We start from the raw sequence: 22,409 nt of genomic DNA, 5'->3' as shown, positions 1-22,409 counted from the left end.
CCACCCCCACTATGCCGACGGCCTCCAAAAAGGTAATCAACGGTTGGGCCATGTACGACTGGGCAAATTCTTCGTATGCCCTGGTCGTTACATCCACTATTTTCCCTACTTATTATTCGGCGGTGGCGCCGGAACACATCGAGCTCTTCGGACGGTCTTTCGGGCGCGCGGCCATGGCGAGTTACGCCATTTCGCTGTCCTACCTGATCATCGCTTTCCTGTCGCCCATCCTGAGCTCCATCGCGGACTATAAGGGCAACAAAAAGAGCTTTATGAAGTTCTTTTGTTACATGGGGTCCCTGGCATGTATCTGCCTTGTATTTATGGACAAACACCACGTGCTCCTGGGGTTGTTCTTTTCCGTCATAGCATCCGTCGGCTTTTCCGGCAGCATCGTCTTTTACAACGCCTATCTCCCCGAGATTGCGGCGGAAGAGGACCAGGACCGCGTCAGCGCCAAGGGTTTTGCGCTCGGCTATGTGGGGAGCGTGTTGTTGATGATTGCCTGTCTCGCGGTTATCGAATGCAACGACAACCTCCACTGGGGTCTGGGCGCCTGGCCGGCGCGGCTTTCTTTCCCCGCGGTGGGTTTTTGGTGGGCCGGTTTTGCCCAACTAACCTTCAGGATCCTCCCTCCCAGCAAGGCTTCCGAACAACACCCGGAACACTCTATCCTGACCAACGGATTTTATGAATTGGGCAAAGTGTGGAACCAGTTGGTCCACTACCCCACGCTCAAACGCTACCTGCGCAGTTTTTTCTTTTACAATATGGGCGTGCAGACCGTGATGATGATGGCGACCTATTTTGCCTCGGAAGAGCTAAAGCTGCCCGACGCTTCCCTGATCATGTCCATCCTGATCATCCAGCTCGTGGCGATCGGGGGCGCCTACCTGTTCTCCCTGCTCAGCGCCCGGACAGGGAACATTTTTGTCTTGGGCGTGCTGATCGTCATCTGGATCGGGATCTGTGTTTTTGCCTATTATACCCGCACCCCCATGGAATTCTATATCCTGGCGTTCTTCGTCGGTATGGTCATGGGGGGCATCCAATCCATGTCCAGGTCCACCTATTCGAAGCTCCTGCCCGAGACAAAGGATACCGCCTCTTACTTCAGTTTTTACGACGTTTGTGACAAGATCGGAACGGTGATCGGCACGGCCTCCTTCGGTTACGTCGCGGAATCGGTAGGCGGCATGCGCAATTCCGTCCTGGCGCTGATGGGCTATTTCATCATCGGGTTCGTCCTGCTGTTGTTTGTGCGGGTAACGCCCAAAACGCAAACCTATGCGACTGTACACGCTTGATACGGGCTTTTTCAAACTGGACGGGGGCGCCATGTTTGGCGTGGTACCCAAAACGATCTGGAACAAGACCAACCCTGCAGACACCAACAACCTGTGCACCTGGGCCATGCGCTGCCTGCTGGTGGAAGAAGGTGACCGGCTGATCGTTATTGACACGGGCATAGGGACAAAACAGGACGAGCGTTTTTTTTCCCACTACTATCTGCATGGGGACGCCACGCTGGAAAAAAGCCTGGCCGCCCATGGTTTCACACCCAACGACGTCACCGACGTTTTCCTGACGCACCTGCACTTCGACCATTGCGGGGGCGCGGTGCTGCCCGGAGGGAAACTGGCTTTTCCAAAGGCCACCTATTGGAGTAACGAAACGCATTGGAACTGGGCCGTGCATCCCAATGACCGGGAGAAGGCCTCTTTCCTGCGCGAGAATATCCTCCCTATACAAGAGAGCGGGCAGTTGCGGTTCCTGGACGCGGGCGCGCCCTTCCAGGTCCGCCTGGTGGGCGGCCACACCGCCGCCATGATGCTGCCGCAGATCGAATACAAAGGCCGGACGCTCGTCTATATGGCCGACCTGTTGCCTTCCGTTGGCCACCTCCCGCTGCCGTACGTGATGGCGTACGATATGTTCCCCCTGACGACACTTCAGGAGAAAAAGGCGTTCCTGGAGGAAGCCGTGGAGAACCAATACATCCTGTATTTCGAGCACGATCCCGTAAATGAATGCTGTACGCTCGGGCGCACCGAGAAGGGAATCCGCGCAGTGGAGACCTTCGCGCTAAAAGATCTTTAGCGCACGCTGATCAACGACGACAACCTATATCGCAGGCTTCGGTACTTCGTCATATCCACCTTTACGCTCCCCACGCTGATGGGGCTTTCGATCCGGAGGGGGAGGTGGTTCCGGTCGTCGCTGACCCAAACGGTCATGCCTTCGCCGCCCTTGAACATCGTCCCCGCAATCAGTAACGGTTTGAACTTGATAGCGTGAAACTTACCGTACCGGGTGTTGACAATATCCTTCCCCATATAGCGGAGGTAAAGATTATACGTCTGGGAGTCCAGGAACATATAAAAAGGGATTTTGTCCCCGGGCTTATAGGCATCAAAGTCGATGTTCCGTGCGTAATAAATGGAACTCAGGACGTCCTGTATACAAGGCGGCGTCTTAAACAGACCTTTGGTCGTGGTGGCCGTGTTGGCGGTCTGGTTGAACGACACGTTCTCGTACACCTTATACCCGCCCTCGTCTACGTTCCGTATAAATTTGAGGGGCTTCAGGCTGCCGGTATCGATATAGGATTCATACCGGTCCCTGACCTTGAAGATCCCGTCGAAAAAGGAGTTGGTCTTCCCGTCGCCCACGGCATGGTATACGGAGTGGCCGTTCATTTCTTCGAGGCCCACGGAAAACACAGCGTCCCCACCCCATACGTATACCCCTGCAAAAGTATAATAGACGCTGAAGGTAACGGACTCCCCGGCGGAAAAAGCGGTATTGCGGATGCCGCAAAAGTCATCGCCCGCTTTCAAGGAAACGGTGATACCCAGCAAGGTCATCAAAAAACAGGTTCGGAGCCGCGTCATTAGTCTTTGATGATTTTGATCCCTAAAATAAGTAAACTACCCAGCAAGGCGGGGATAATCAAATTTATGATCCAAATGACAAATGACGCTGCCCATACCCCCAGGTAATTATTGTTAAATAATCCCAAAAGGGCGATGGCTGCCTCCCCCCGGATGATGGGTTCGGTAAGGGTAATGGTCGGGATGACCGCCAGGACCAGCATCAGTACGCTCACGGCCCAAAATCCCTGCCACCAGGTGACCTGTACGTCGAGCAACCGGAACATCAGGAAATACTGGGTGACAAAAACGGTGAACCGCACGGCCGACAACAGGACCATCTGCAATAAAAGGGGCCATTCATAATGGTCCAGGACCGCGATATACGGTTTGATGCGTCTCAAAGCGGGCACGGTTTCCAGGAGCCGGACCAGCCAGGACAGGCGGAAATAAAGGACGACCGTCACGATGCAAAAGGCCGAACAGCCGTAGGCCAGCACGTTCATCCAGAAGGGCGTCAGTCCCTGCCGGTCAAGGGTTCCCGTGGAAAAAGCCCTAAGCAGGTAGACCACCCCCACCACCCCCATGATCAGGGTAACGATCAATTGGCTCACGCTGGTGACCATGTTTAAGGAAATGGCCTTTAACCTGTTCTCGGGTTTCAGGTAGAGGATCCGCCCCCCATACTCCCCCACCCGGTTGGGGGTGTTGACGGCGATGGTGGCGCCCGTAAGGACCGAATAAAACGCCTTCCGGAAGCTGAGCGGTTCCAGGGCCCTCGTGAGCAACTGCCACTTTTTGGCTTCAATCCCCCAATTGACCAACATCAGCAACAAAACCACCACATACATGAGTAAACCATAGCCATGAAGGGAGTCCAGAATGCGCCGCCATTCGTCGTGAAGATGCGGCTGGCGGACGAGGTGTTTGTAGAAGGAAAAAGAGACCCATAGGAAGGCTACAGGGCCCAGGAAGTAGTTTAGGAATATTTTCAGCTTCCGGTTAACTGGCATAAATATTATTCAAACGTACGTATCTTTCGGGGAATGGAAACCATTATACTGGGCATCGACCCGGGAACCTTGGTCATGGGATACGGATTGGTGGCGGCCCAGGGCAAGAAAGTGCGACTATTGACCATGGACGTCTTAAAACTGTCCCCGAAGATGGACAGCTACGAACGCCTGCACCTCATCCATCAAAAAGTCAGCCTCCTCATCCAAACCTACCAGCCGACTGCCTTTGCCATCGAGGCGCCTTTTTTCGGGAAAAACGTACAAAGTATGCTCAAACTCGGCCGGGCACAGGGCGTAGCCATCGCTGCCGCCATGCACGCCGGGCTAACGGTACGGGAATACCCGCCCAAAACGGTCAAACAGGTGATCACCGGCAAAGGGAATGCCGATAAAGAACAAGTGCTGAAAATGCTCCAACATATTTTGGCCTTTGACGTCCGGCCCGAATACCTGGACGCCACGGACGGCCTGGCGGTCGCCCTTTGTCATCACTACCAGGCGAATGCCATCGAAGGCACGACGGGAGGAAGAAGGGCGGCGCAAAAGGCAAAGAATGGGTGGGCCGCCTTTATCGCGGACAACCCGGGACGGGTCGGCCGCTAATGCTACGCCAGCGCCTCCACAATCTTGGTTTGCGCGCGGCGCAGGTCCTCCGGTGTCACGGATAGTTTCCCCCTTGTAAAATTGAGGTCATCCGCGCTGTTGATGGGGATCAGGTGCAGGTGCGCATGGGGCACTTCCAGCCCCACGACACTCAGCCCGCAACGGTTGCAGGGAAAAACCTCCTCTATCGCCCGCGCGATGGGCTTTGCAAACAAAAGCATCCGGGAAAGGTAGTCGTCCGGCAGGTCGAACAGCTTGTCCACCTCTACTTTGGGGACCACCAATACGTGTCCCTCCACCAGGGGGAAGATGTCCAGAAATGCAAAGAAATGTTCGTTTTCCGCTACGGCATAGCTGGGAATCTCCCCTGCGATGATCTTGGAGAAAATGGTCATGTCTTAAATCCCGATGTGGTCGATCTTGAACTTCATGACGCCGTTGGGCGCGGTGACTTCTGCCACATCCCCCACGGCCTTGCCCAGCAACCCCTTCCCGATCGGGGAGGTCACGGAGATTTTACCGCTTTTAAGATCCGCTTCCTTTTCGGAAACGATCTGGTAGGTCACGGTCTTTTTAGTAGCCATATTGGTCATCGTCACCTTTGTCAGGATAGAGACCTTTGACGTATCGATGCTGTCGGCCTCGACCACTCGGGCATTGGCGATCGCGTTTTCCAGTTCGGCGATTTTTGCCTCATGCAACCCCTGGGCTTCTTTGGCCGCATCATATTCTGCATTTTCCCTGAGGTCACCTTTCTCCCTCGCCTCGGAAATCGCCCGGGCGATTTCCGCCCTTCCGGAAGTTTTGAGCTTTGTAAGCTCGTCCTTCATATTGACCAGCGTATTCTTGGTCAGATAGTTAATCCCACTCATAGTGTCCACTTTTTACAACGCCCCTTCTTGGTGGGGGGTGAAAAAAAATACAACGCCACTCGTTGGTGCAGCGTTGCATGTTCTGCAAATATACCGTTTTATCCAAGATACTCCAAAAACCTTACTAATCCAAATTCAATTTTTCCAGGATCACCCGGCTCATTTTGAAAAAGGATTCGTGGCTGTAACCCGCGATGTGCGGGGTTACGATCACATTAGGTTGGCTGGTTAACCATCGAAGTTGTTCTTTTTCAGCAGGAGAATAGGTCTCCAGGCGTTCATTTTCCAGGACGTCCAGGCCCGCACCGGCCACCCATCCTTCCTTGAGTGCCTCGATCAGTGCAGCCGTCCTCAGCACCTCCCCCCTGGACGTGTTCAGGATGTATGGTTTTTGCCCCAGCGACCGGAAAAGCGCCGTATCGGCCATATACCGGGTTTCCACGGTAAGGGGGACGTGGAAACTAAGGACGTCGGCATACCTGCAGACCTGCTCCAGGCTGGCCTCCCGGATATTGCCCCGGGCAAAACCCGCCTTAAATTTGTCGTATGCCAAAATGGTGACGTCGAAGCCTTCGAGCTTTTTCGCAAAGGCGGCACCCGTGTGGCCAAAACCGACGATACCAACGGTTTTTCCGCCCAATTCCCAACCCCGGTTGGGGTCCCTTTTCCAAAGCCCCTCCGCCACCTCATGGTGACTCCAGGTGATCCGGTTCATCAGACCCAGGAGCATCCCGAGGGCGTGTTCGCCCACAGCATCGCAGTTGCCCTCCGGACTACTGACGACCTGGATCCCCCGGGAATGGGCAAAATCCACGTCGATAAGCTCCATACCGCTTCCCAGGCGGCCGATCCAGCGTAAATCGGTCCCGGCTTCCAGGAGCGCCTGGTTGATGGGCACACGCGTGGACACCACCAACCCTTCCACACCGTGTATCGATTGCAATAGCTCGTCGTAACTGATGTCGGGCCGGTAGTCAACCTGGTACCCGTGCTGGGGCAGTTTTTCCCTGAGAATTTCGTGGCTTTTGGCAGTGATGATCACTTTTCGCATGGGCGCAAAATTAATGCGCGGGGATGGGTTATACGAAAAATATAACCCATCCCCGCGCATTCGCTAATGATGGGCCTTCGGCCGGCGGCCCTCCGGGCCGCCTAGGACATCCTCTTCGTAAGCGCCGCAAAGTCCTCGACGCTTAATTGTTCCGCCCTTTTGTCAAAAAGGGGATCCGCCAGGACATCCGGCGGAAACAGGCCCTTTACGGCGTTGCGCAACATCTTGCGGCGCTGGTTAAACGCCGTTTTGACCAGTCGCCTCAGGTGTTCTTCCGAGCGGAAAGCAGGGATCTGTGCGCGTGGCGTCAGGCGGATCACCGCGCTTTTTACTTTCGGGGGAGGTGTAAACGCCTGTTCCCCTACTTCGAAAAGATACTCCACCTGGAAAAAGGCTTGCACCAGCACACTCAGGATACCGTAGGTCTTCGACCCCTCCTTGGCCGCCACCCGTTGGGCGACTTCTTTTTGAAACATGCCCACCACCGTCTCGGTTTGATCCTTCCAATCCAGGACCCGGAAAAGGATCTGGGAACTTATGTTATACGGGAAGTTGCCCACGACCGTAAATGGTCCCTCCCAGGGCGCCGGGATGTCCAGGATGCTGCCCCGGATCAGTTTGCCCCGGATCGCCGGATACGTGTTCTCCAGGTAAACCGCCTTTTCCTCGTCCAGTTCCACTGCTTTGAAGTCAACATCCGGGAGCTGCAACAGGTATTTGGTGAGCGCGCCCCCGCCCGGGCCCACTTCCAGCAAACGCCCGAAGGGCCTTGCCTTCAGGGCTTCCACGATCCGCTGCGAAATGCCCTCATCCTTTAAAAAGTGCTGCCCCAGCGATTTTTTTAGGGTGTACATGGTCGTAAAAGTAAACCATCGCGCGGATATGCCTATTTTTACGCCAAATTACACCCGATGGCAGAATACAGGAAGCCCGTGATAGGGCTGAGTTCAGGAGATATAAACGGGATCGGACCCGAGCTCATCATCAAGACGCTCAGCGATGCGCGCGTACTGGATATTTTCACCCCGGTCGTCTTCCTGAGCGCCAAGGTCATCAACTTCTACCGCAAATCCATACCGGAAGTCAACTTCAACTTTCATAACCTCAAAGACCTCTCCCATCTCAATCCAAAGATGGTCAATGTCGTGAATTGCTGGGAAGAAGACGTCAACATCACCCCGGGACAGCTCACCGAGGCGGGCGGACGGTACGCCATCCGTTCCCTGAACGCTGCCGTCAAGGCCCTCCAGGAGCAAGGCATCGACGGTCTGGTGACGGCCCCCATCCACAAAAACAACGTCCAAACCCCGGAGTTCCCCTATACCGGGCATACGCCCTATCTCAAAGCCTGTTTCCAGGCGTCCGATTGCCTGATGTTCATGACGGCCCCCAACCTCCGGGTAGGTCTGGTCACCGAACACGTGCCCGTAAAGGACGTCGCCCAATACATCACCCGGGAAGCCATTTCCAGCAAGATCCAGATCATGCACGACTCCCTGCGCCGGGACTTCGGCATCGACAAACCCCGGATCGCCGTCCTGGGTCTGAATCCCCACGCCGGTGACGAAGGCCTCATCGGAAAGGAAGAGGAAACCATCATCAAACCCACCATCAAAGACCTCAAGCACCACAACCTGATGGTCTTCGGCCCCTATAGCGCCGACGCGTTCTTTGCCCGCGGCCAATACGAGAAGTTCGACGCCGTCCTGGCCATGTACCACGACCAGGGCCTGATCCCCTTCAAGTCCCTGGCCATCGGCGAGGGCGTGAACTTCACGGCCGGTCTCCGCGGAATCCGCACCTCCCCGGATCATGGCACGGCTTTCGATATTGCGGGGAAAAATAAGGCGGACTCCTCCTCCCTGCGCGCCGCCCTTTTCGCCTGCGTCGACATCATCCGCGCCCGCCGCGAGTATGCCGACAACCATCGGAATCCGCTCAAAAAGATTTCCGCGCAGGTGGTCGGCAACGCCGAAGACGAGCGCGGCGCCGAGGAATAAGCTTTTATTGGAAAATCCCCGCCGGTATCCCTTTGTTGATCGTGTAACGTGCGTAGGACAGCGTTATCTGGCCCTTGGCGTCTGACGGGGGCGGGGGAGCGTTTGTATTGCCATGCGGGTCATAGTCCAGGGACAGCCCCTTCGGTAGCTTATAACCGGAAGTATTGAAGATGAACACCGCCTTGTCGGGCAGCGCATAGCCGGCGTAGTGGCCGTAGTCGAGGTCGAGCTCGAAGGTACCGTTGTTGCGGGTGGTCGTAACCGCTTTGCGAACCAGGAGAGGGGCCTCGTCGATATAGAGCGTGGTGAGGACGACGTCGCCGCCTTCTTTTAGGGGCACCAGCTTGACGACGCGCTGGCCCTTGATGGTACCGGCGTCGATGGCGGCGTAGTTGCCGTCCTGAAGCAACGCATTCAGGCTGATGTTGAGCCCGCCTTTGGGGAGGATGGAAATGCCGCCCTGTTTGATGATCTTGAATTGATCGGGGCGCAGGAAATAGACTTTGACGTCGGAAGGAGGGACCTTCATAAAGGAGACGTCAATGACGAGCCGTGCATCGGCGGTGTAATCGCGGACCTGTTCGATCTTGGCGCGCACAGCGCGCAACAAAGCGTTGACGTCCTGGGAAGAGGCCGGGCGCGTAAAACCAAAGAGGGCAAATATGATCAAAAGCATGCGCATCAGCTAAGAATATCTTTTCGTGTAAAAACGATCCACGTCACGGCGCCAAACGCTAAGATATGTCCCAGGAGCACCGCTAAGGAACCCATAATATCGTGCCAGGGAACCGGGGTATAGAAAAAACCCTTCCAGCCGATCATGTGGGTGGTAAAAAGATAGGGTTTGAGCCGGTTGAAAAACGGGATGTCCATCGTGGACAGGATGGTCAGGACGATGACGGCGCTCACGGTGGAGACGATGGGGCCGATGGCGTTTTCTGCAAAGACACTGAACAGGAAGGCTAAGGAAGCGACGGCAGTCATGGCGACGATGGCAAAACCGAAAGCGGCGGCGTAGCGCCAGGGGACGTCGCCCGACAGGAGGAGGTCCATTTCCCGGTTGCGCATGATCATCAGATCCCCCACCCCGAAAATGAGGAGGGAACCCAGCAGGGCGAGGAGCGCCATCCAAAGCAAGAGGGTGACGGTATAGACGAAGGTGGCGGCGAACTTGGCAGCCAGGAGCTCGCCCCTGCCCATGGGCTTTGTCAGGAGCAGGCGGAGGGTCCCGGTATTGGCCTCGCCCGCGATCATGTCCCCCGCGACCAGCGCGATCAGCAGGGGCACCTGCATCAGGAAGGTCTGCAGGATCACAAAACACACGAGGTAGCCGTTCAGGATCTTTCCGCTGAGGTCGAAAGAGGCGGTCAGGGACTGCATCCCGAAACGGATGTAGTTTTCCCCGTCAGCATATAACCCCAGCTGGATCAGCCAGACCATGGCGGCGATGGCCAGGAAGCTGATGTACGTCCGGGGTTTGCGGTAGATCTTCCAGAGTTCAATGCGCAAAAGGGGCCACATGAGGTGCGGAAGCGGTTAATTGTAAGAAATAGTCCTCCAGCGAATGCCGGGGTTCGAGACGCGTTACACCCACGCCCCAGGCGACCAGGTCCGCATTGAGCTGCGGGATGCGGCTCCGGTGGATTTTTAGGACCAGGGGAGCGACACCGTGGATGGCACCCGCCCAGTCGGAGGCGTGTAACAGTTCCAGCGTTCTGGACATGTCCTCTGTTTCGAGGTGTACCAGCGTATCGGCGGGATTCAATAGTGTGTCGGCGGCGCCCTCCACCACCTTCCGGCCTTTGTCGATGATGAGCATGCGGGTCGCCAGGATCTGTATCTCGCTAAGTAAGTGAGACGACACGATCAGCGTTTTTTTCCGGTCGCGGCTGAGGGAAAGGATCAGGTTGCGCATGTCGGCGATGCCCTGGGGGTCCAGGCCGTTGGTCGGTTCATCGAGGATCAGCAGGGCGGGATCGTGGACAAGTGCCACGGCAAGACCCAGCCGTTGTTTCATACCCATGGAATACGTCCCGGTTTTGTCGTCGGCGCGGCCGGCGAGCCCGACGACTTCCAGGTGTTCCAAAAGGGCCGCCCTTTTCAGGGGTTTGCCGCTCAGCCGGGCGAACACCCGGAGGTTTTCCAGGCCGGTAAAAAAGGGATAAAGCTCCGGCTGTTCAATGACCGCGCCCACCTGCCGGAGGATCTGTTTGCGGTGGGTGGCAAGCGACAGGCCGAATAATTCGATGTCCCCGCCGCTGGGGCGGATCAGGGAAAGGAGCATCCGGAGGGTCGTGGACTTGCCGGCCCCGTTTTGTCCAAGGAAGCCGTAGACGTCTCCCTCCTCGACGGTGAAGGACAGGTCGTCTACCGCCGTGAGGGAATCAAAATGCTTGGAAAGGTGCCCGATGCGGGCGATGACCGCCATACAGACACAAAGATAGGGTTACTTGGGCAGGTATGTCTGCAACGCCTTTACGTATTCTTCGAACGCGGCAATCCCGGCAGGGGTGACCTTGCACATGGTCTGCGGATAGTTGTTTTTGAACTGTTTGACGATCTCGACATACCCCGCTTCCTTGAGCTTGTTCAGTTGAACGCTCAGGTTACCGGCGGTGGCGCTTGTTTTCTCCTTGAGGAAAGTAAACTCGGCCTCCTTCACGCCAATCAGGAGCGACATCACCGCGAGCCTTAGCTGCGAATGCAATATGGGGTCGAGTTCCTTAAAGTCCATGATCGGGAGCATAAGTTTTCCTGTACCGTGCCCGGAGCTGGTAGCCCGGGGAGATCCAGGCGATGAGCATGGCCACGCTAAGCATCAGGATCTGCCAATCCTGCGGAAGAAAGGCCGCCACGATCGCAAGTACCCAACATCCGATCCCGCCAAAGATAAGTGGTTTGAACTTAAGGACCGAGCCGCTGATAAAGGTCGGAACGCCATACAACAGAAGGAAAAGGGGATTGACCATGGCATAATAGTCCATCCCCTTTACCCTTTCAATATTCCCGATCACCCCGGCCATCAGGAACAAAGCGACCAGGAACGCCGTCCAGACGGAGGTCAGGATGCTGTCCGCATAAGTCTTCACCCTTCGCCGCTTTCGCTTCTGTATGGTGTATATCACCTGGTAGGCCAGGGCTACCCAGGTCAACCCCCACACGACGAAGTGCCACTGGGTGTGTACGACGCGCATGAGAATAAACTGGGTAACGCTACATAGAAACACCACCCAGCCCCATAAGAGATACAGGTGTCCGTCCTCCGAAAACTGGGTTTTGGCGGCATGGATCATCGACTCGATGATCCGTAGGCTTTCTTGTTCGGTGATGGGTCTTTCTTCCATAGTGCTTAATTACACAACGATAGGAAATATTCGGTCGCGTGCTGTCCCCAGCGCGGTGCGATGTCCGAGGCGGGTTTAAAGGTACCAAACATCGAGAGTGCTTTTTCAAATACGGGTTTGGCTACGGTCTTGCCTCCGCCGAACGCCTCAGGCGTATAGAACTTGGACTGCCCCTCCAGGTACACGGGCCGGGGATTGGTGGAGTCAAGTTGTTCCGATTTCCGGAGCGCTTCACCGGACGCAGCCCCATATTGCATATACCGGTTCTGTGGATCGACCATGAGATGGGCGGTGGCGATCATGCTCCGGACGACATACGTTTCCGAGGTGGGTTTGTCCAGCCCCTCCGCCTTGGAGATGAGGGTTTCGGCCTTATCGGCGATTTCGTCGGTCTTGGTCTTGTCGTCGCCTAAGAAGGTCGTCATGACCTGGCAATAGGCGGCATAATAGTAGGGGAGGCTCTGCGTCTTTTCCGCATCCCCGATGCGTTCGAAACGATGGGCCAGGTCGATCATGGTCGGCAGGCTGTGGGCCGTGTCCAGCATATCCACGCTTTGCTTCATGGCATCGTGGTATTTGGCGCTTTGGGCCTGGGCGCCGGCGGCCAGCAGCGTAACAGCGAAGGCGAAAAGGAGTTTCTGCATAATGATTGAATTTATAAATTATTGTTGATGGCGTCTTGTGTCCGGTCGGTTCCGAAGCTGATAAAACAGCCCAGGAATATAAACCGTCCCGCCGGCGGTTCGATGACCTGTTTGACCTGGTTGTTAAAAGAATAATTGTAGCCGTCGACCTCCTGGATGTTAAAGACATTGTTGACCGACAACACCCATACGGTAAAGTGGCGGCTGTTCGGCTTGCTCAGCGTGGGTATATAGTTGAAGCTAAGGCTGACGTTGTTGTAGGGAATGGTCCGTCCCTGGTCGGCGATGTAATAATCGGGTTTCCCGTAGTCCGAGATATTGTAATACGGACGGCCCGTGGCAAAGCTGTAAGAAACATTGAACCCGGTTTTCCATTTCTGGACAAACTTCTTCACCACGAGCGAAGCCGTGTGTCTGGCCGCAAAATTGGGTTCCATTTCGTAGGGGAAATTCAGGTAGTCGCGCTTTGTATCGAGGTAGGAGTAGGAGACCCAATAGTCGATCCCCTTAAAACTTTTTTTGTCCCGCCAAAATACCTCCACCCCTTTTGCATACCCGTAACCCGTCCCCACCGTGTCGGGGTACGTCTTGGTGAGGTTGTTGTATTTTTTATAGAAACCCTCCAGCCGGAAGGTATGGTCCAGGTTCATGATCTGGTAGTTGGCGATGTAGTGCGTCGCCTTCTGGTAGTCCTTGTCTGCACCAAAGAGCAGAAAGTTGTTGTCGGGTTTCTGATAAAAGACGCCGTAAGCCAGGGACACCTGCCCGGGTCCGATCTTATACGCCGCGGAGAGCCGGGGCGCCAGATCCGTCTTGGCCAGCAGGCTGGAATATTCGGCCCGTCCACCCAGCTTGAGGGCCAGCAAAGGTGTGATATAGATATCGGCTTCGGCAAAAGCAGCCGTATAGCTGTCCTTCCACCCGTTGGTGACCTGGGGGATGGTATCGTTGTAAAACTTGCTTTGGTAATACCCGTATTGGTATTCTCCACCCACGCGGATGGCGCTCAACCCGTGGAGCTTGTATTCGAGGATTCCTTTCCCCTGGCCCAGCTCGGCCAGGTTGTGGGCCCACAGGCTTTTGCCGTCGTAAGGATATTCGGAGACCTTGACCTGGGCGTTCTCTGCATTTTCCAGGACATTCTGGATCTTATCGAGGTTATTGCTGTAGGAGCCCGTCAGCGTCAACCGCCATTTCCCAAACTTCTGTTTCCAGGAAAGGTTGCCGAAAAAGTCGCCGTTCTGGAGCGAAAAAGCATTCTTTAGCGCGGGCGAATCGATGTCGGGCCGCCTCAACCCAAACTGGTTGCCCGAATAGTAGGCGTAAAACTTTAAGAGCCCGTCCTTTCCCGTCTTTATCCGGAAATTGCCTTCCACGGTCTGGACGACGGGGACCTGAAAATAGTCCGGTGTTTGCTTGATGACCTGGAAAGACGGCCAGAGGTTGACATAGCTGTAGTCTATCCCGACGCTGGACCGTTTGTTTTTGGCCAGTTGATCATAACCCGCGTTTAGCCCCACGGAGGACACGCCCAGGCTTCCCGTGCTTTTGTCCGGGAGGTCGGTCGATTCAAGGATAAGGGCCGAGGAAAGGGCCTGTCCGTATAGCGCGGAATATCCCCCGGAACTAAAGACCGTTCCCTGGAAAAGAGAGGGGGAGAACCTTCCCCGGGATGCGATGTCCTGCGTACCTGTATAAAAATAATTATTGACAAGGCTCCCGTCGATAAATACTTTCGTTTCTTCCGCCGTGCCGCCGCGCACAAACAATCCGGTCTGGTTCCCCACCTGCTGGGCGCCGGGAAGGGTTTTGATGGCGGAGGTGATATCGGCCGCCGCCCCGGCCGTGGTATAAATATCCGTAGAACTCAGGACGGTCCCCCTTTGCTTGTCTCCGGCGGCAAAGCTCCCCGCGGTGATGATCACGGCGCTCATCTCACTGACGTTGTCCGCCAATACCACGTCCTGGTGAACCGGAACGGTTCCCAGCGTCACGTATACATCAAAGTCCTTATAGCCGACGGCGGTCGCTTCCAAAATGACCTTGCCTTTTTCGGTGGTGGTAAAGGAAAACTGACCGGTCGAATCGGAGGTCGCCCCGTCGTAGCTGTCTTTAATCGTCAGGCTGGCCCCCACGACGGGTTTTTTCTTTTTATTGAGGACCCGTCCCGAAATCCGGACCTGCCCCCAGCTTTGGGAGGACAGGAGAAGCAAAAGGGAAAAGGTTAATAATCGTAACATATCTCGAAGATAAAGTAGTTTGTTTTATAAACCAAATGTTGGATAAAAAAACCGGCGACCCCAACAGGCCGCCGGTTACTTAGGCTTTGATTAGTAATTACTTCTGAATAATGATCTTTTTCTGTACCACCGCATCCTGGGTTTGGATCCGGAGGATGTAAGCACCGCTGGCAACATACTGCAACCCGTTGACGATGACGGTATTACCACCACGTACCAGGGTTTGGGCGCCGGTCGTCAGGATTTGTCCCTGCATGCTGATCAGCGTGTAGGAGAGCTCTTGTTCTTTGTCCGAGGTAATCGAAATGGTGAGCTGGGTGGACGCCGGGTTGGGGAAGACCACCAGGCCGCCCTGGTTGTCCAGGGGCTTGCTGATCACCACTATCGAGCTGGGTTTTTGGTCCCCGGTCTTGAAATGAAGGACAATCCTGTACGAAATGGTTTGGGTATGCAAAGAGGCGACGTTATCATTATAGCTGTAGTCCGCTATCCCGTTCATGCCGGTGGCGTTGACGGAATCGATCCGGGTAAAGGTGACACCATCCAATGAGCGTTCCACATAGAAGCCCACGAGGTTCTCGTTGTCGGTCACTTCCCAGGTCAGGGTCGATATACCGCCGGCGTAGCTGCCGTTGAAGTACACCAGGTCGGTGGGCAGGGTACAGGTAACCGTGATGGCCGTGGCCGCGCAGACGGTGTTGTTACAAGCACCCTCGGCTCTTACGAAGTAGGCGGTGGTGACGGTAGGCTCGACCGTAATGGACGGACCGGTGCCAATGGCGGTACCCACACCGCAACCGGCCGTGTACCAGACATACTGTCCTCCATCCCCTAGGAACCCACCGCTTTCAGTAAGGGTGATCGGGACCTCCGAGCATCCTTCCGTCGTCGACGGGCTGGCCGTTACCCCGGTGGGGGGCAGGGACGACGCCTTCAGGGAAATAAGGAATCCGGGGGAAAAGTAACTACAACCCGTCATCGAGTTCCCGACAGCGGCCACATTCACCCGGTAGTACCGGTTGGCGTTGGCGGCTTCGACGGGGTTGATGATCAGGGTATCGAGGGTGGAGGCGCCGACACCGGTGGGCATGGTCGTGGTCCAGGTGCCGCCCGGGATAGAGTCCTGCCACTGGAAGACCAATTGGTCGGTCCCGAATACGGACGTATCCACCAGCGACACACGGAGAACGGTGCTGGAGTCTTTACAACCGGCGTGCGCCCCGTCTACGCTGACTTCCGGCAAGGGGTCACACAAGCCGAAGGAGATGTCGTCCAGCGCAAAGTCACTCCCGCAACTGCCCCCGCCATTGTTGATGATCTGGAGGTAGACGGTACCCGTCGATTGCGTCGGCAGGGGTTCACGCATCCCGTAAGAAGTCCAGGTATGGCTCCAGACAGGCCCTGTGGAAAGGTTGGCGACAACGATATTGGCGTTCGAGTCAAAGAGCTGGAACGTCAGGTTCGGCGGCTGGTATCCACCGACGGCATTACAGAAGGATATCCTGCTGGTATCGTCGACATTGGCGACGTAGGCGTTGAATGAGTATTTCAGGTTGGCACACAAACCGGACACCTTTTCCTGGAAGACGGTGTTCGGACCAAGGGTCGGGCTACTGACGACCATCATGTCTCCTGATCCCGTGGTATGGTCCGTAAGCGATATATAATTGCTTGTGTTACCGTTATTGGCGTTGTTGGTGAGCGTATACGTATTGACGCCCATCGGAGCGGAGGTCGTCCCTGTATACCATGAGGACTCCGTGGATTGAGGAAGCGTTGACGTCAGGCTGCTGCTCCCCGATCCGAAGTTCTCCTGGAAGACCACCGTAGGCAGGGTCGTACAAGGCGCCGAGGTGGGGGTAATACCGATGAGGAAAGGGGTAGGTATGTCTTCCCCGGGATCGTCCGGTTTACCGCTGCCGTCCGGGTTGGGGTTGGACCCGTTGGTGGAGGTGTCTGTCAGCCGGTCCCCGCCCAGACCCACACCATAGCCGATGGCCGAGTTATAGTAGATGGTCCCGGATTGGATATTATCCAGCGTAACGGTGATCTGGACGGTAAAGTCGTCGTTGGCTACGGGATAGTTGGGCAGGGTTCCCCCGGAAACCAGGAGGCTGTCGTTGGTCGTCCCGTTATAGCTTGTGTTGAGGGCCAGCCCGGTGGGAACGGACCCTACAAAGGCGGTAGATACGTTTTTGACGTTGGCGGCGCCGTGTATGTTCCCCAGGTTGTCGTACGCCTGGATATAGGACACGGGGTAGTTCCCGTAGTTCTGTATGAAAACGTCATACACCACGGTATATTCGTTGGCGGTCCCGGTCGACGTTACCGACACCAGGGATTTGGCGGCGCCGACCCCGCTGGTGACGCTCGTAAGGTCCGTGGCGTTCAGGCCGCCGTTGCCGGTCGAATAGGTGATAGTGGTTGCAGCACTCGTGACCATATTGATGGACTCGTAGGGCGGGGTGCAACTGTAACCGGTCGAATAGTCCGCCGCCACCAGGGTGCCGCTGGCGTAGGCCAGGCCTACCACGTTATCCCCGGAGGGCACGCTCACCGGGCCTACGTAGGTTGCCCCCACGGAGGCCGCCGCATTGTTGGTATAGGCCGGGTAGTTGATCGTCAGTTCTTTATTATCCAGTACGGCAAATAATACTCCTGTGGGCGAGATGATAAAGTCCCCGTTTTGTGCATTGATAGCGGGCATGGAGGCGGGCAGGTTGACGGTTTCCGGCTGCTCGATCGTGACCGACGTCGTGGTGACAACGAAATCCTGCAATTGGAGGGTGTACGGCCCGTTACCAAGCTCGTTGATGACCCACATATTCCCGCTGTTGTCAAAGTTGGCGCCCACAATGTATTGGTTCTGGACTTCTATGATGGGGTTTAACGTAGTGGTCGGACAAGTCCCAACCTTCCAGGTGAATACATACGAATTGTATTGGTTTCCACCGCCCGGTAACGTACTATCCACCACCGTAATGAAATATACCTGCTGGTTGGCCGGGTTATACGCATAAGATGAGGAAAACATCTGGATAGGCCCGTTGTTCCAGGTCTGAGACCCGACCTGGTTGGCCCAGGAGGGGAATGTCGGATAACACGGACTGGATGGCCAGGAGGAATTGGCCAGGGTAAGGGAAGAAGGCGTGTATTTTAACGACACGAACCCATCCTTATAGGTATGGGAGGTATGTCCGCCGGCGGTGACGCAGGATACGTTGTCGCCTTCCCCCAACACATAGGAGACCGTGGCCGAGGTGGTCGTCTGTGCCACCGCGCCAAAGCCGGTGAGGATACCTATGAGGAGTAAAAAATGCCGCTTCATAAGGACTGGATTTAAAAAAGCACGAAAAGGAAAGGCCCTCAATAGAGCGTCTTATTTCCGGGATTCGTCGATAAGGAAAAAGGGACCGCTACCATGGAAAGGCGCGTGTGTCCAGGCATCCAGCCAAATAAAAAGGAGCGTAACCATGTTTTCATACATACGGATTTAGGGACGCGGCCACCTCCTTTGGGCAAAAGGCGCATAGCCACAGGGTACAATTCAGGCGAAAGGTACAAAAAAAAGCGAGCCCTGGATGGGACTCGCATTAATTTATTTTATTATTCAGTATTTGTACTAGACCTGTAGTAAATATACTACTTAAACTGGGGGATCAGGTGACGGGCCAATTCGACCATCTTCGCCACCCCGTCTTCCGGGAGGGCGCCTTTTTTGAACTGGGCCAGGACCTCGGGCAATTTGTTCTCCATTTCCAGGAGGAATTGCTCTTCAAATTCCTTTACGCGACGGACCGGCAATTCGCGGAGCAACCCCTGGGTACCCAGGTAGATGATGGCGACCTGCTTTTCCACCGAAAAAGGCTGGAACTGGCCTTGCTTAAGGATTTCCACGTTCCGGGCACCCTTGTCCAGGACGACTTTGGTGGCGGCGTCGAGGTCACCGCCGAACTTGGAGAAGGCCTCCATTTCGCGGTACAGCGCCTGGTCCAGCTTGAGGGTACCGGCGACCTTTTTCATCGACTTGATCTGGGCGTTCCCCCCTACGCGGCTCACGGAGATACCCACGTTGATGGCGGGCCGGATACCGGCGTTGAACAGGTTGGATTCCAGGAAGATCTGTCCGTCGGTGATGGAGATCACGTTCGTGGGGATGTAGGCGGATACGTCACCGGCCTGGGTTTCGATCACCGGCAGGGCGGTCAGGGAGCCCCCGCCTTTAACCAGGTGACGGATGCTTTCGGGCAGGTCGTTCATCTGGGAAGCGACCTGGTCGTTGGCGATGATCTTGGCGGCGCGCTCCAGCAGGCGGCTGTGGAGATAGAAGACGTCACCAGGATAAGCCTCACGTCCGGGCGGGCGGCGAAGCAGGAGGGACACTTCCCTATAGGCTACCGCCTGTTTGGAAAGGTCATCATAGATGATCAGGGCCGGACGGCCGGTATCCCGGAAGTATTCCCCGATCGCAGCACCGGCAAAGGGCGCGTAGAACTGCTGGGGAGCAGGGTCGGCGGCCGGTGCGGCGACGATGACGGTGTAGGCCATGGCGCCGTTTTCTTCCAGGGTCTTCATGACACCCGCGATGGTGGATGCCTTTTGACCGATGGCGACATAGATACAGTATACCGGTTGACCGGATTTATAAAATTCCTTCTGGTTGATGATCGTGTCAATAGCGATGGCGGTCTTGCCCGTCTGACGGTCGCCGATGATCAGTTCCCGCTGGCCGCGGCCGATGGGAATCATCGCGTCGATGGCCTTGATCCCCGTTTGGAGGGGTTCCTTTACGGGTTCGCGGTAGATAACCCCGGGGGCTTTGCGTTCCAGGGGCATTTCATACAGCTCACCGGCCACGGGGCCTTTCCCGTCGATCGGGTTACCCAGCGTATTGATGACGCGGCCCAGGAGACCATCCCCTACTTTGATAGAGGCGATCTTACCCGTCCGGCGGACCTTTCCGCCTTCGCGGATACCGGAAGACTCACCCATCAATACCACCCCGACGTTGTCTTCTTCGAGGTTCAGGGCGATGGCATTCACCCCGTTCTCGAAGGTGATCAGCTCCCCGGAGCGTACATTATTGAGACCATACACGCGGGCGATACCGTCACCCACCTGCAATACGGTCCCTATCTCTTCCAATTCTGCGCCCACGTTGACGTTGCTGAGCTGTTCGCGCAGGATCGCTGATATTTCGTCTGGTTTGATACCTACCATAGTAAAAGGCTATTTTGAAATTTTTGACACGTAAATGTTTTCTGTGAACTGTTTGCGGATGTCGCGCAGATCCCGGGCCACGCTGGCGTCGACCATCTTGCCGTCGAACTCCAGGGTGAAGCCCCCCACGAGGGCGTCGTCCACCGCGGTTTCGAGGACGATATTGTCCAAAGCCAGGTTGCTTTTCAACTTGTCCTTCAACGCCTGCTGTACACCTTCGCCCACGGGGGTAGCGGTGGTCAGCCGGACGACATGAATACCCTTGAGGGTGTTGTACTGCTCCAGGAATGCGTCTATGATTTCCGGGAAGTCGTTTTCCCGTCCCTTACGGACGAGAAGGTCGACGAACGCGCCGGTGAAAGCCCCCAGGTGCGCCCCGCCTACCTTGCGGAGGACGGCCAGCTTCTTGTCCCCGTGGATCACGGGGCTTTGGAGCATCAGGACCAGGTCCCGGCTTTCCCGGCAAACGGCCTGCCAGTACTCCATGTCTTCACGGACCTGCTCCAGGCTGTTCTTTTCCACGGCCAGGTCGATGAGGGATTGGGCGTATCGCGTCGCTACTCGTAAGCTCATTAGTTCAATTTAACATCCTTGGACAATTCCCTGATATAGTTCTCCTGTTCTCCTTTGGCAGCGAGCTCCCGGCGGAGGACCTTTTCGGCGACTTCGATCACGAGGTTACCGACCTGGTTCTTCACGTCCGTAATGGCCGCCTGTTTCTGTTGTTCCAGGGTCACCTGTGCTTCCGCTATGATCTTGGAGGCTTCGGCCTTGGCCTTGTCCTTTGCTTCTTGTACAATCTTGTCCCGGGTCTCCTTTGCTTCCTTCAGCATCAGGGACCTTTCTTCCCGGGCCTGGGCCATCAGGGCTTCATTCTCGTTTTTGAGCTGGGCCATCTCCGCCTTCACCTTGTCGGCGGTGGCGATGGAGTCGGCAATATGCTTTTCCCGTTCGCCAAGGCTTTTCATAATCGGTTTCCAGGCAAATTTCTTCAGGATCAAAAAGACGATCACGAAGGCGAGCAGGTTCCAAACGAAAAGGCCAAGGCCGGGTGTTAAGAGCGGTGGCAACATATATTCAATTTAAACTTTTTTTAAAATTTTACTGCACCTTCCGCCCTGTGCTTCGGGTGCAGTAATACTGTGCGCGGCCTATTTGGACAGTACCGCCAGCAGACCGGCGATCACCGCAAACAGGGCAACCCCTTCGATCAGGGCCGCCGTCAGGATCATGTTGGCGCGAATGTCGCCACTGGCTTCCGGCTGACGGGCGATGGATTCAACAGCGCCCTTACCGATCAGACCGATACCGATACCGGCACCGATAGCGGCGAGGCCTGCACCAACGGCACCCCCGAATTGAGCCATCCCTGTGGCCGCTTGTAACATTGTGTTCAACATACTACTTGATTTTATATATAAAAATGATCGATGTTATACGATGAGGGGATCGTCGTGTCCGCCATGGTCGTGTTCCCCTTCATTGGCCTGGCCGATAAAGACGGCCGTCAGCGTGGCGAAGATAAAGGACTGGATAAAGGCAACGAGAATCTCGATGAAGTAGATAAAGACGCAGAAAAGGATGGATACGGGCGAAAAACCCCAACCGGCCACCTGGCTCATCTCCCCAAAAATGAAGATCATCGAGATAAAACTCAGGATGACGATGTGTCCCGCCGCCATGTTGGCGAAAAGACGGATCATCAGGGCCGCCGGCTTGACGACCAGGTTCGACACGATCTCCACCGGGATCAGGATGACCTTGACAAAGAAGGGGACTCCGGGAGGCCAGAACATGTGTCCCCAGTAGTGCCGGTTGCTGGAGAAAATGATCGCGATAAACGACACCAGCGCCAGCGACATCGTCACGGCGATGTTCCCGGTGACATTGGCCGAGCCCGGGAACAAGCCCAACAGCGTATTGACCAGGATAAAGAAAAAGATGGTCAGCAGCAGCGGCATAAACTTGTTGGCGTTCGTACCTAAATTGGGCACGGCTACTTCATCCCGGATAAAGAGGATGATCGGCTCCAGGAAATTCTCCTTACCACTCGGCGCCGTCTTAAATCCTTTCCGCTTGTAGGTCCTGCCGACCGAAACCATCAGCCAGACGAAAAGAATCATCGCAAACATCATCTGGGCGACCGCACGGGTGATGGACAGGTCATAGACCTTTATAGCGTTGTCCACGGTACCGTCCTCCTTTACGGGGACGATCCTGGAATCGTCCAGCTTATACCCCTGGTAAGCCTCTCCTTCCACGATGTGGGCGGAAGAAAAAACGCTCAGGCCGCGCTGGGGTGAATACAGGATGACCGGCAGGGGAAGGGAATACTTCGTCCCACTTATAGTAAAAAAATGAAATTCATAGCCGTCGGCGATGTGGTGGAGGATCTCCTTACCCGCATCAAAATGCTCCGGTTTATCGTTCCCGGGCGCTGCAATCGACGTATTATAAAATAAAGTAATTATTAGGCTGAAAACCGCTACCAATAAAGATTTGAAGGTCCTTGATCCCATACCGGAGGTCAAATTTGGCGCAAAGAT

At 55.6% G+C, this 22,409-nt stretch carries 23 protein-coding genes; 4 read left to right on the top strand and 19 right to left on the bottom strand.

The genetic code is table 11. The features are described 5' to 3' along the window. Positions 1 to 11 precede the first annotated feature (11 nt). On the top strand, positions 12 to 1,307 hold the full coding sequence (locus EDB95_RS05775) for an MFS transporter (RefSeq protein ID WP_133991473.1): 1,296 nt from the start codon (positions 12 to 14) through the stop codon (positions 1,305 to 1,307). After that, on the top strand, positions 1,288 to 2,100 hold the full coding sequence (locus tag EDB95_RS05770) for an MBL fold metallo-hydrolase (protein WP_133991471.1): 813 nt from the start codon (positions 1,288 to 1,290) through the stop codon (positions 2,098 to 2,100). Before EDB95_RS05775 ends, EDB95_RS05770 begins: the two co-directional genes overlap by 20 nt. On the opposite strand, the gene EDB95_RS05765 is transcribed toward EDB95_RS05770, so the two are convergent. Then, entirely contained in the window at positions 2,097 to 2,894 is a 798-nt protein-coding gene (locus EDB95_RS05765; protein ID WP_246073536.1) for a DUF3108 domain-containing protein, read from the bottom strand. The genes EDB95_RS05770 and EDB95_RS05765 overlap by 4 nt on opposite strands. Continuing rightward, complete coding sequence (locus EDB95_RS05760; RefSeq protein WP_133991470.1) at positions 2,894 to 3,886, bottom strand: lysylphosphatidylglycerol synthase domain-containing protein; 993 nt, start codon at positions 3,884 to 3,886, stop codon at positions 2,894 to 2,896. Before EDB95_RS05760 ends, EDB95_RS05765 begins: the two co-directional genes overlap by 1 nt. Before the next feature lie 33 nt (positions 3,887 to 3,919). Between EDB95_RS05760 and ruvC the strand changes: the two genes are divergently transcribed. Beyond that, complete coding sequence (ruvC, locus tag EDB95_RS05755; RefSeq protein WP_133991468.1) at positions 3,920 to 4,492, top strand: crossover junction endodeoxyribonuclease RuvC; 573 nt, start codon at positions 3,920 to 3,922, stop codon at positions 4,490 to 4,492. A gap of 2 nt (positions 4,493 to 4,494) precedes the next feature. Here ruvC and EDB95_RS05750 read toward each other — a convergent pair whose 3' ends face one another. The 4 genes from EDB95_RS05750 to rsmA all read right to left on the bottom strand — a co-directional run bounded on the left by EDB95_RS05750 (position 4,495) and on the right by rsmA (position 7,269). Beyond that, on the bottom strand, positions 4,495 to 4,887 hold the full coding sequence (locus EDB95_RS05750; RefSeq protein ID WP_133991466.1) for an HIT family protein: 393 nt from the start codon (positions 4,885 to 4,887) through the stop codon (positions 4,495 to 4,497). 3 nt (positions 4,888 to 4,890) lie between these two features. Then, positions 4,891 to 5,364 (bottom strand): transcription elongation factor GreA, encoded by a 474-nt coding sequence (gene greA / locus EDB95_RS05745; protein WP_133991464.1) that lies wholly within the window; start codon positions 5,362 to 5,364, stop codon positions 4,891 to 4,893. Positions 5,365 to 5,488: 124 nt separating this feature from the next. Further along, the gene (locus tag EDB95_RS05740) at positions 5,489 to 6,415 is read right to left on the bottom strand and encodes an NAD(P)-dependent oxidoreductase (RefSeq protein WP_133991462.1); all 927 of its coding nucleotides are present in this window, start codon (positions 6,413 to 6,415) and stop codon (positions 5,489 to 5,491) included. Positions 6,416 to 6,516: 101 nt separating this feature from the next. Further along, positions 6,517 to 7,269 carry a 16S rRNA (adenine(1518)-N(6)/adenine(1519)-N(6))-dimethyltransferase RsmA gene (gene rsmA / locus EDB95_RS05735; protein WP_133991460.1) on the bottom strand — a complete coding sequence of 251 codons (753 nt, stop codon included), beginning with the start codon at positions 7,267 to 7,269 and terminating at the stop codon, positions 6,517 to 6,519. A gap of 57 nt (positions 7,270 to 7,326) precedes the next feature. On the opposite strand from rsmA, the gene pdxA reads away from it, so the two are divergent. Further along, complete coding sequence (gene pdxA / locus EDB95_RS05730) at positions 7,327 to 8,415, top strand: 4-hydroxythreonine-4-phosphate dehydrogenase PdxA (protein WP_133991458.1); 1,089 nt, start codon at positions 7,327 to 7,329, stop codon at positions 8,413 to 8,415. A 4-nt stretch (positions 8,416 to 8,419) separates the two neighbouring features. Here pdxA and EDB95_RS05725 read toward each other — a convergent pair whose 3' ends face one another. From EDB95_RS05725 to atpB, 13 genes are all read right to left on the bottom strand, one after another. Then, a complete protein-coding gene (locus tag EDB95_RS05725) occupies positions 8,420 to 9,091 on the bottom strand; it encodes a LolA family protein (RefSeq protein WP_246073533.1) in 672 nt (223 codons plus the stop codon). A 5-nt stretch (positions 9,092 to 9,096) separates the two neighbouring features. Then, positions 9,097 to 9,924, bottom strand: coding sequence for an ABC transporter permease (locus EDB95_RS05720; protein ID WP_246073532.1), 828 nt, complete (start codon positions 9,922 to 9,924; stop codon positions 9,097 to 9,099). Further along, positions 9,914 to 10,843 (bottom strand): ABC transporter ATP-binding protein, encoded by a 930-nt coding sequence (locus EDB95_RS05715; protein WP_133991452.1) that lies wholly within the window; start codon positions 10,841 to 10,843, stop codon positions 9,914 to 9,916. Before EDB95_RS05715 ends, EDB95_RS05720 begins: the two co-directional genes overlap by 11 nt. An 18-nt stretch (positions 10,844 to 10,861) precedes the next feature. Beyond that, positions 10,862 to 11,161: a winged helix-turn-helix domain-containing protein gene (locus tag EDB95_RS05710; RefSeq protein ID WP_246073530.1), complete on the bottom strand. Its 300-nt coding sequence runs from the start codon at positions 11,159 to 11,161 to the stop codon at positions 10,862 to 10,864. Then, entirely contained in the window at positions 11,139 to 11,759 is a 621-nt protein-coding gene (locus tag EDB95_RS05705) for a hypothetical protein (protein ID WP_133991450.1), read from the bottom strand. The genes EDB95_RS05710 and EDB95_RS05705 overlap by 23 nt, the downstream gene beginning before the upstream one ends. A gap of 5 nt (positions 11,760 to 11,764) precedes the next feature. Next, positions 11,765 to 12,403 (bottom strand): hypothetical protein, encoded by a 639-nt coding sequence (locus tag EDB95_RS05700; protein ID WP_133991448.1) that lies wholly within the window; start codon positions 12,401 to 12,403, stop codon positions 11,765 to 11,767. A gap of 11 nt (positions 12,404 to 12,414) precedes the next feature. After that, entirely contained in the window at positions 12,415 to 14,643 is a 2,229-nt protein-coding gene (locus EDB95_RS05695) for a TonB-dependent receptor (protein ID WP_133991446.1), read from the bottom strand. Positions 14,644 to 14,740: 97 nt separating this feature from the next. Then, entirely contained in the window at positions 14,741 to 17,971 is a 3,231-nt protein-coding gene (locus EDB95_RS05690; RefSeq protein ID WP_133991444.1) for a T9SS type A sorting domain-containing protein, read from the bottom strand. A gap of 314 nt (positions 17,972 to 18,285) precedes the next feature. Beyond that, the gene (atpA, locus tag EDB95_RS05685) at positions 18,286 to 19,863 is read right to left on the bottom strand and encodes a F0F1 ATP synthase subunit alpha (protein ID WP_133991442.1); all 1,578 of its coding nucleotides are present in this window, start codon (positions 19,861 to 19,863) and stop codon (positions 18,286 to 18,288) included. Positions 19,864 to 19,872: 9 nt separating this feature from the next. Then, positions 19,873 to 20,436, bottom strand: a complete 564-nt coding sequence (gene atpH, locus EDB95_RS05680; protein WP_133991440.1) for an ATP synthase F1 subunit delta — start codon at positions 20,434 to 20,436, stop codon at positions 19,873 to 19,875. Next, the gene (atpF, locus tag EDB95_RS05675) at positions 20,436 to 20,936 is read right to left on the bottom strand and encodes a F0F1 ATP synthase subunit B (protein ID WP_133991438.1); all 501 of its coding nucleotides are present in this window, start codon (positions 20,934 to 20,936) and stop codon (positions 20,436 to 20,438) included. The genes atpH and atpF overlap by 1 nt, the downstream gene beginning before the upstream one ends. A gap of 78 nt (positions 20,937 to 21,014) precedes the next feature. Then, positions 21,015 to 21,263 (bottom strand): ATP synthase F0 subunit C, encoded by a 249-nt coding sequence (gene atpE, locus EDB95_RS05670; RefSeq protein WP_133991436.1) that lies wholly within the window; start codon positions 21,261 to 21,263, stop codon positions 21,015 to 21,017. Positions 21,264 to 21,296: 33 nt separating this feature from the next. After that, positions 21,297 to 22,382 (bottom strand): F0F1 ATP synthase subunit A, encoded by a 1,086-nt coding sequence (gene atpB / locus EDB95_RS05665; RefSeq protein ID WP_133991434.1) that lies wholly within the window; start codon positions 22,380 to 22,382, stop codon positions 21,297 to 21,299. Positions 22,383 to 22,409 lie beyond the last annotated feature (27 nt).

The organism is Dinghuibacter silviterrae (assembly GCF_004366355.1).
Taxonomy (GTDB): Bacteria; Bacteroidota; Bacteroidia; order Chitinophagales; family Chitinophagaceae; genus Dinghuibacter; species Dinghuibacter silviterrae.
Note: the sequence above shows the minus strand (reverse complement) of the source record. Positions and strands in the feature narration are given on the sequence as shown.

Excerpts from the sequence above, each read along its gene's own strand:
- EDB95_RS05700 (WP_133991448.1), bottom strand. The coding sequence starts at position 12,403 with ATGCAGAAACTCCTTTTCGCCTTCGCTGTTACGCTGCTGGCCGCCGGC.
- EDB95_RS05760 (WP_133991470.1), bottom strand. The coding sequence starts at position 3,886 with ATGCCAGTTAACCGGAAGCTGAAAATATTCCTAAACTACTTCCTGGGC.
- EDB95_RS05765 (WP_246073536.1), bottom strand. The coding sequence starts at position 2,894 with ATGACGCGGCTCCGAACCTGTTTTTTGATGACCTTGCTGGGTATCACC.
- atpB (WP_133991434.1), bottom strand. The coding sequence starts at position 22,382 with ATGGGATCAAGGACCTTCAAATCTTTATTGGTAGCGGTTTTCAGCCTA.
- atpF (WP_133991438.1), bottom strand. The coding sequence starts at position 20,936 with ATGTTGCCACCGCTCTTAACACCCGGCCTTGGCCTTTTCGTTTGGAAC.
- EDB95_RS05690 (WP_133991444.1), bottom strand. The coding sequence starts at position 17,971 with ATGAAGCGGCATTTTTTACTCCTCATAGGTATCCTCACCGGCTTTGGC.
- EDB95_RS05705 (WP_133991450.1), bottom strand. The coding sequence starts at position 11,759 with ATGGAAGAAAGACCCATCACCGAACAAGAAAGCCTACGGATCATCGAG.
- EDB95_RS05725 (WP_246073533.1), bottom strand. The coding sequence starts at position 9,091 with ATGCTTTTGATCATATTTGCCCTCTTTGGTTTTACGCGCCCGGCCTCT.
- rsmA (WP_133991460.1), bottom strand. The coding sequence starts at position 7,269 with ATGTACACCCTAAAAAAATCGCTGGGGCAGCACTTTTTAAAGGATGAG.
- EDB95_RS05695 (WP_133991446.1), bottom strand. The coding sequence starts at position 14,643 with ATGTTACGATTATTAACCTTTTCCCTTTTGCTTCTCCTGTCCTCCCAA.
- EDB95_RS05750 (WP_133991466.1), bottom strand. The coding sequence starts at position 4,887 with ATGACCATTTTCTCCAAGATCATCGCAGGGGAGATTCCCAGCTATGCC.
- ruvC (WP_133991468.1), top strand. The coding sequence starts at position 3,920 with ATGGAAACCATTATACTGGGCATCGACCCGGGAACCTTGGTCATGGGA.
- EDB95_RS05740 (WP_133991462.1), bottom strand. The coding sequence starts at position 6,415 with ATGCGAAAAGTGATCATCACTGCCAAAAGCCACGAAATTCTCAGGGAA.
- EDB95_RS05715 (WP_133991452.1), bottom strand. The coding sequence starts at position 10,843 with ATGGCGGTCATCGCCCGCATCGGGCACCTTTCCAAGCATTTTGATTCC.
- EDB95_RS05775 (WP_133991473.1), top strand. The coding sequence starts at position 12 with ATGCCGACGGCCTCCAAAAAGGTAATCAACGGTTGGGCCATGTACGAC.
- greA (WP_133991464.1), bottom strand. The coding sequence starts at position 5,364 with ATGAGTGGGATTAACTATCTGACCAAGAATACGCTGGTCAATATGAAG.
- atpH (WP_133991440.1), bottom strand. The coding sequence starts at position 20,436 with ATGAGCTTACGAGTAGCGACGCGATACGCCCAATCCCTCATCGACCTG.
- EDB95_RS05770 (WP_133991471.1), top strand. The coding sequence starts at position 1,288 with ATGCGACTGTACACGCTTGATACGGGCTTTTTCAAACTGGACGGGGGC.
- atpA (WP_133991442.1), bottom strand. The coding sequence starts at position 19,863 with ATGGTAGGTATCAAACCAGACGAAATATCAGCGATCCTGCGCGAACAG.
- EDB95_RS05710 (WP_246073530.1), bottom strand. The coding sequence starts at position 11,161 with ATGCTCCCGATCATGGACTTTAAGGAACTCGACCCCATATTGCATTCG.
- pdxA (WP_133991458.1), top strand. The coding sequence starts at position 7,327 with ATGGCAGAATACAGGAAGCCCGTGATAGGGCTGAGTTCAGGAGATATA.
- atpE (WP_133991436.1), bottom strand. The coding sequence starts at position 21,263 with ATGTTGAACACAATGTTACAAGCGGCCACAGGGATGGCTCAATTCGGG.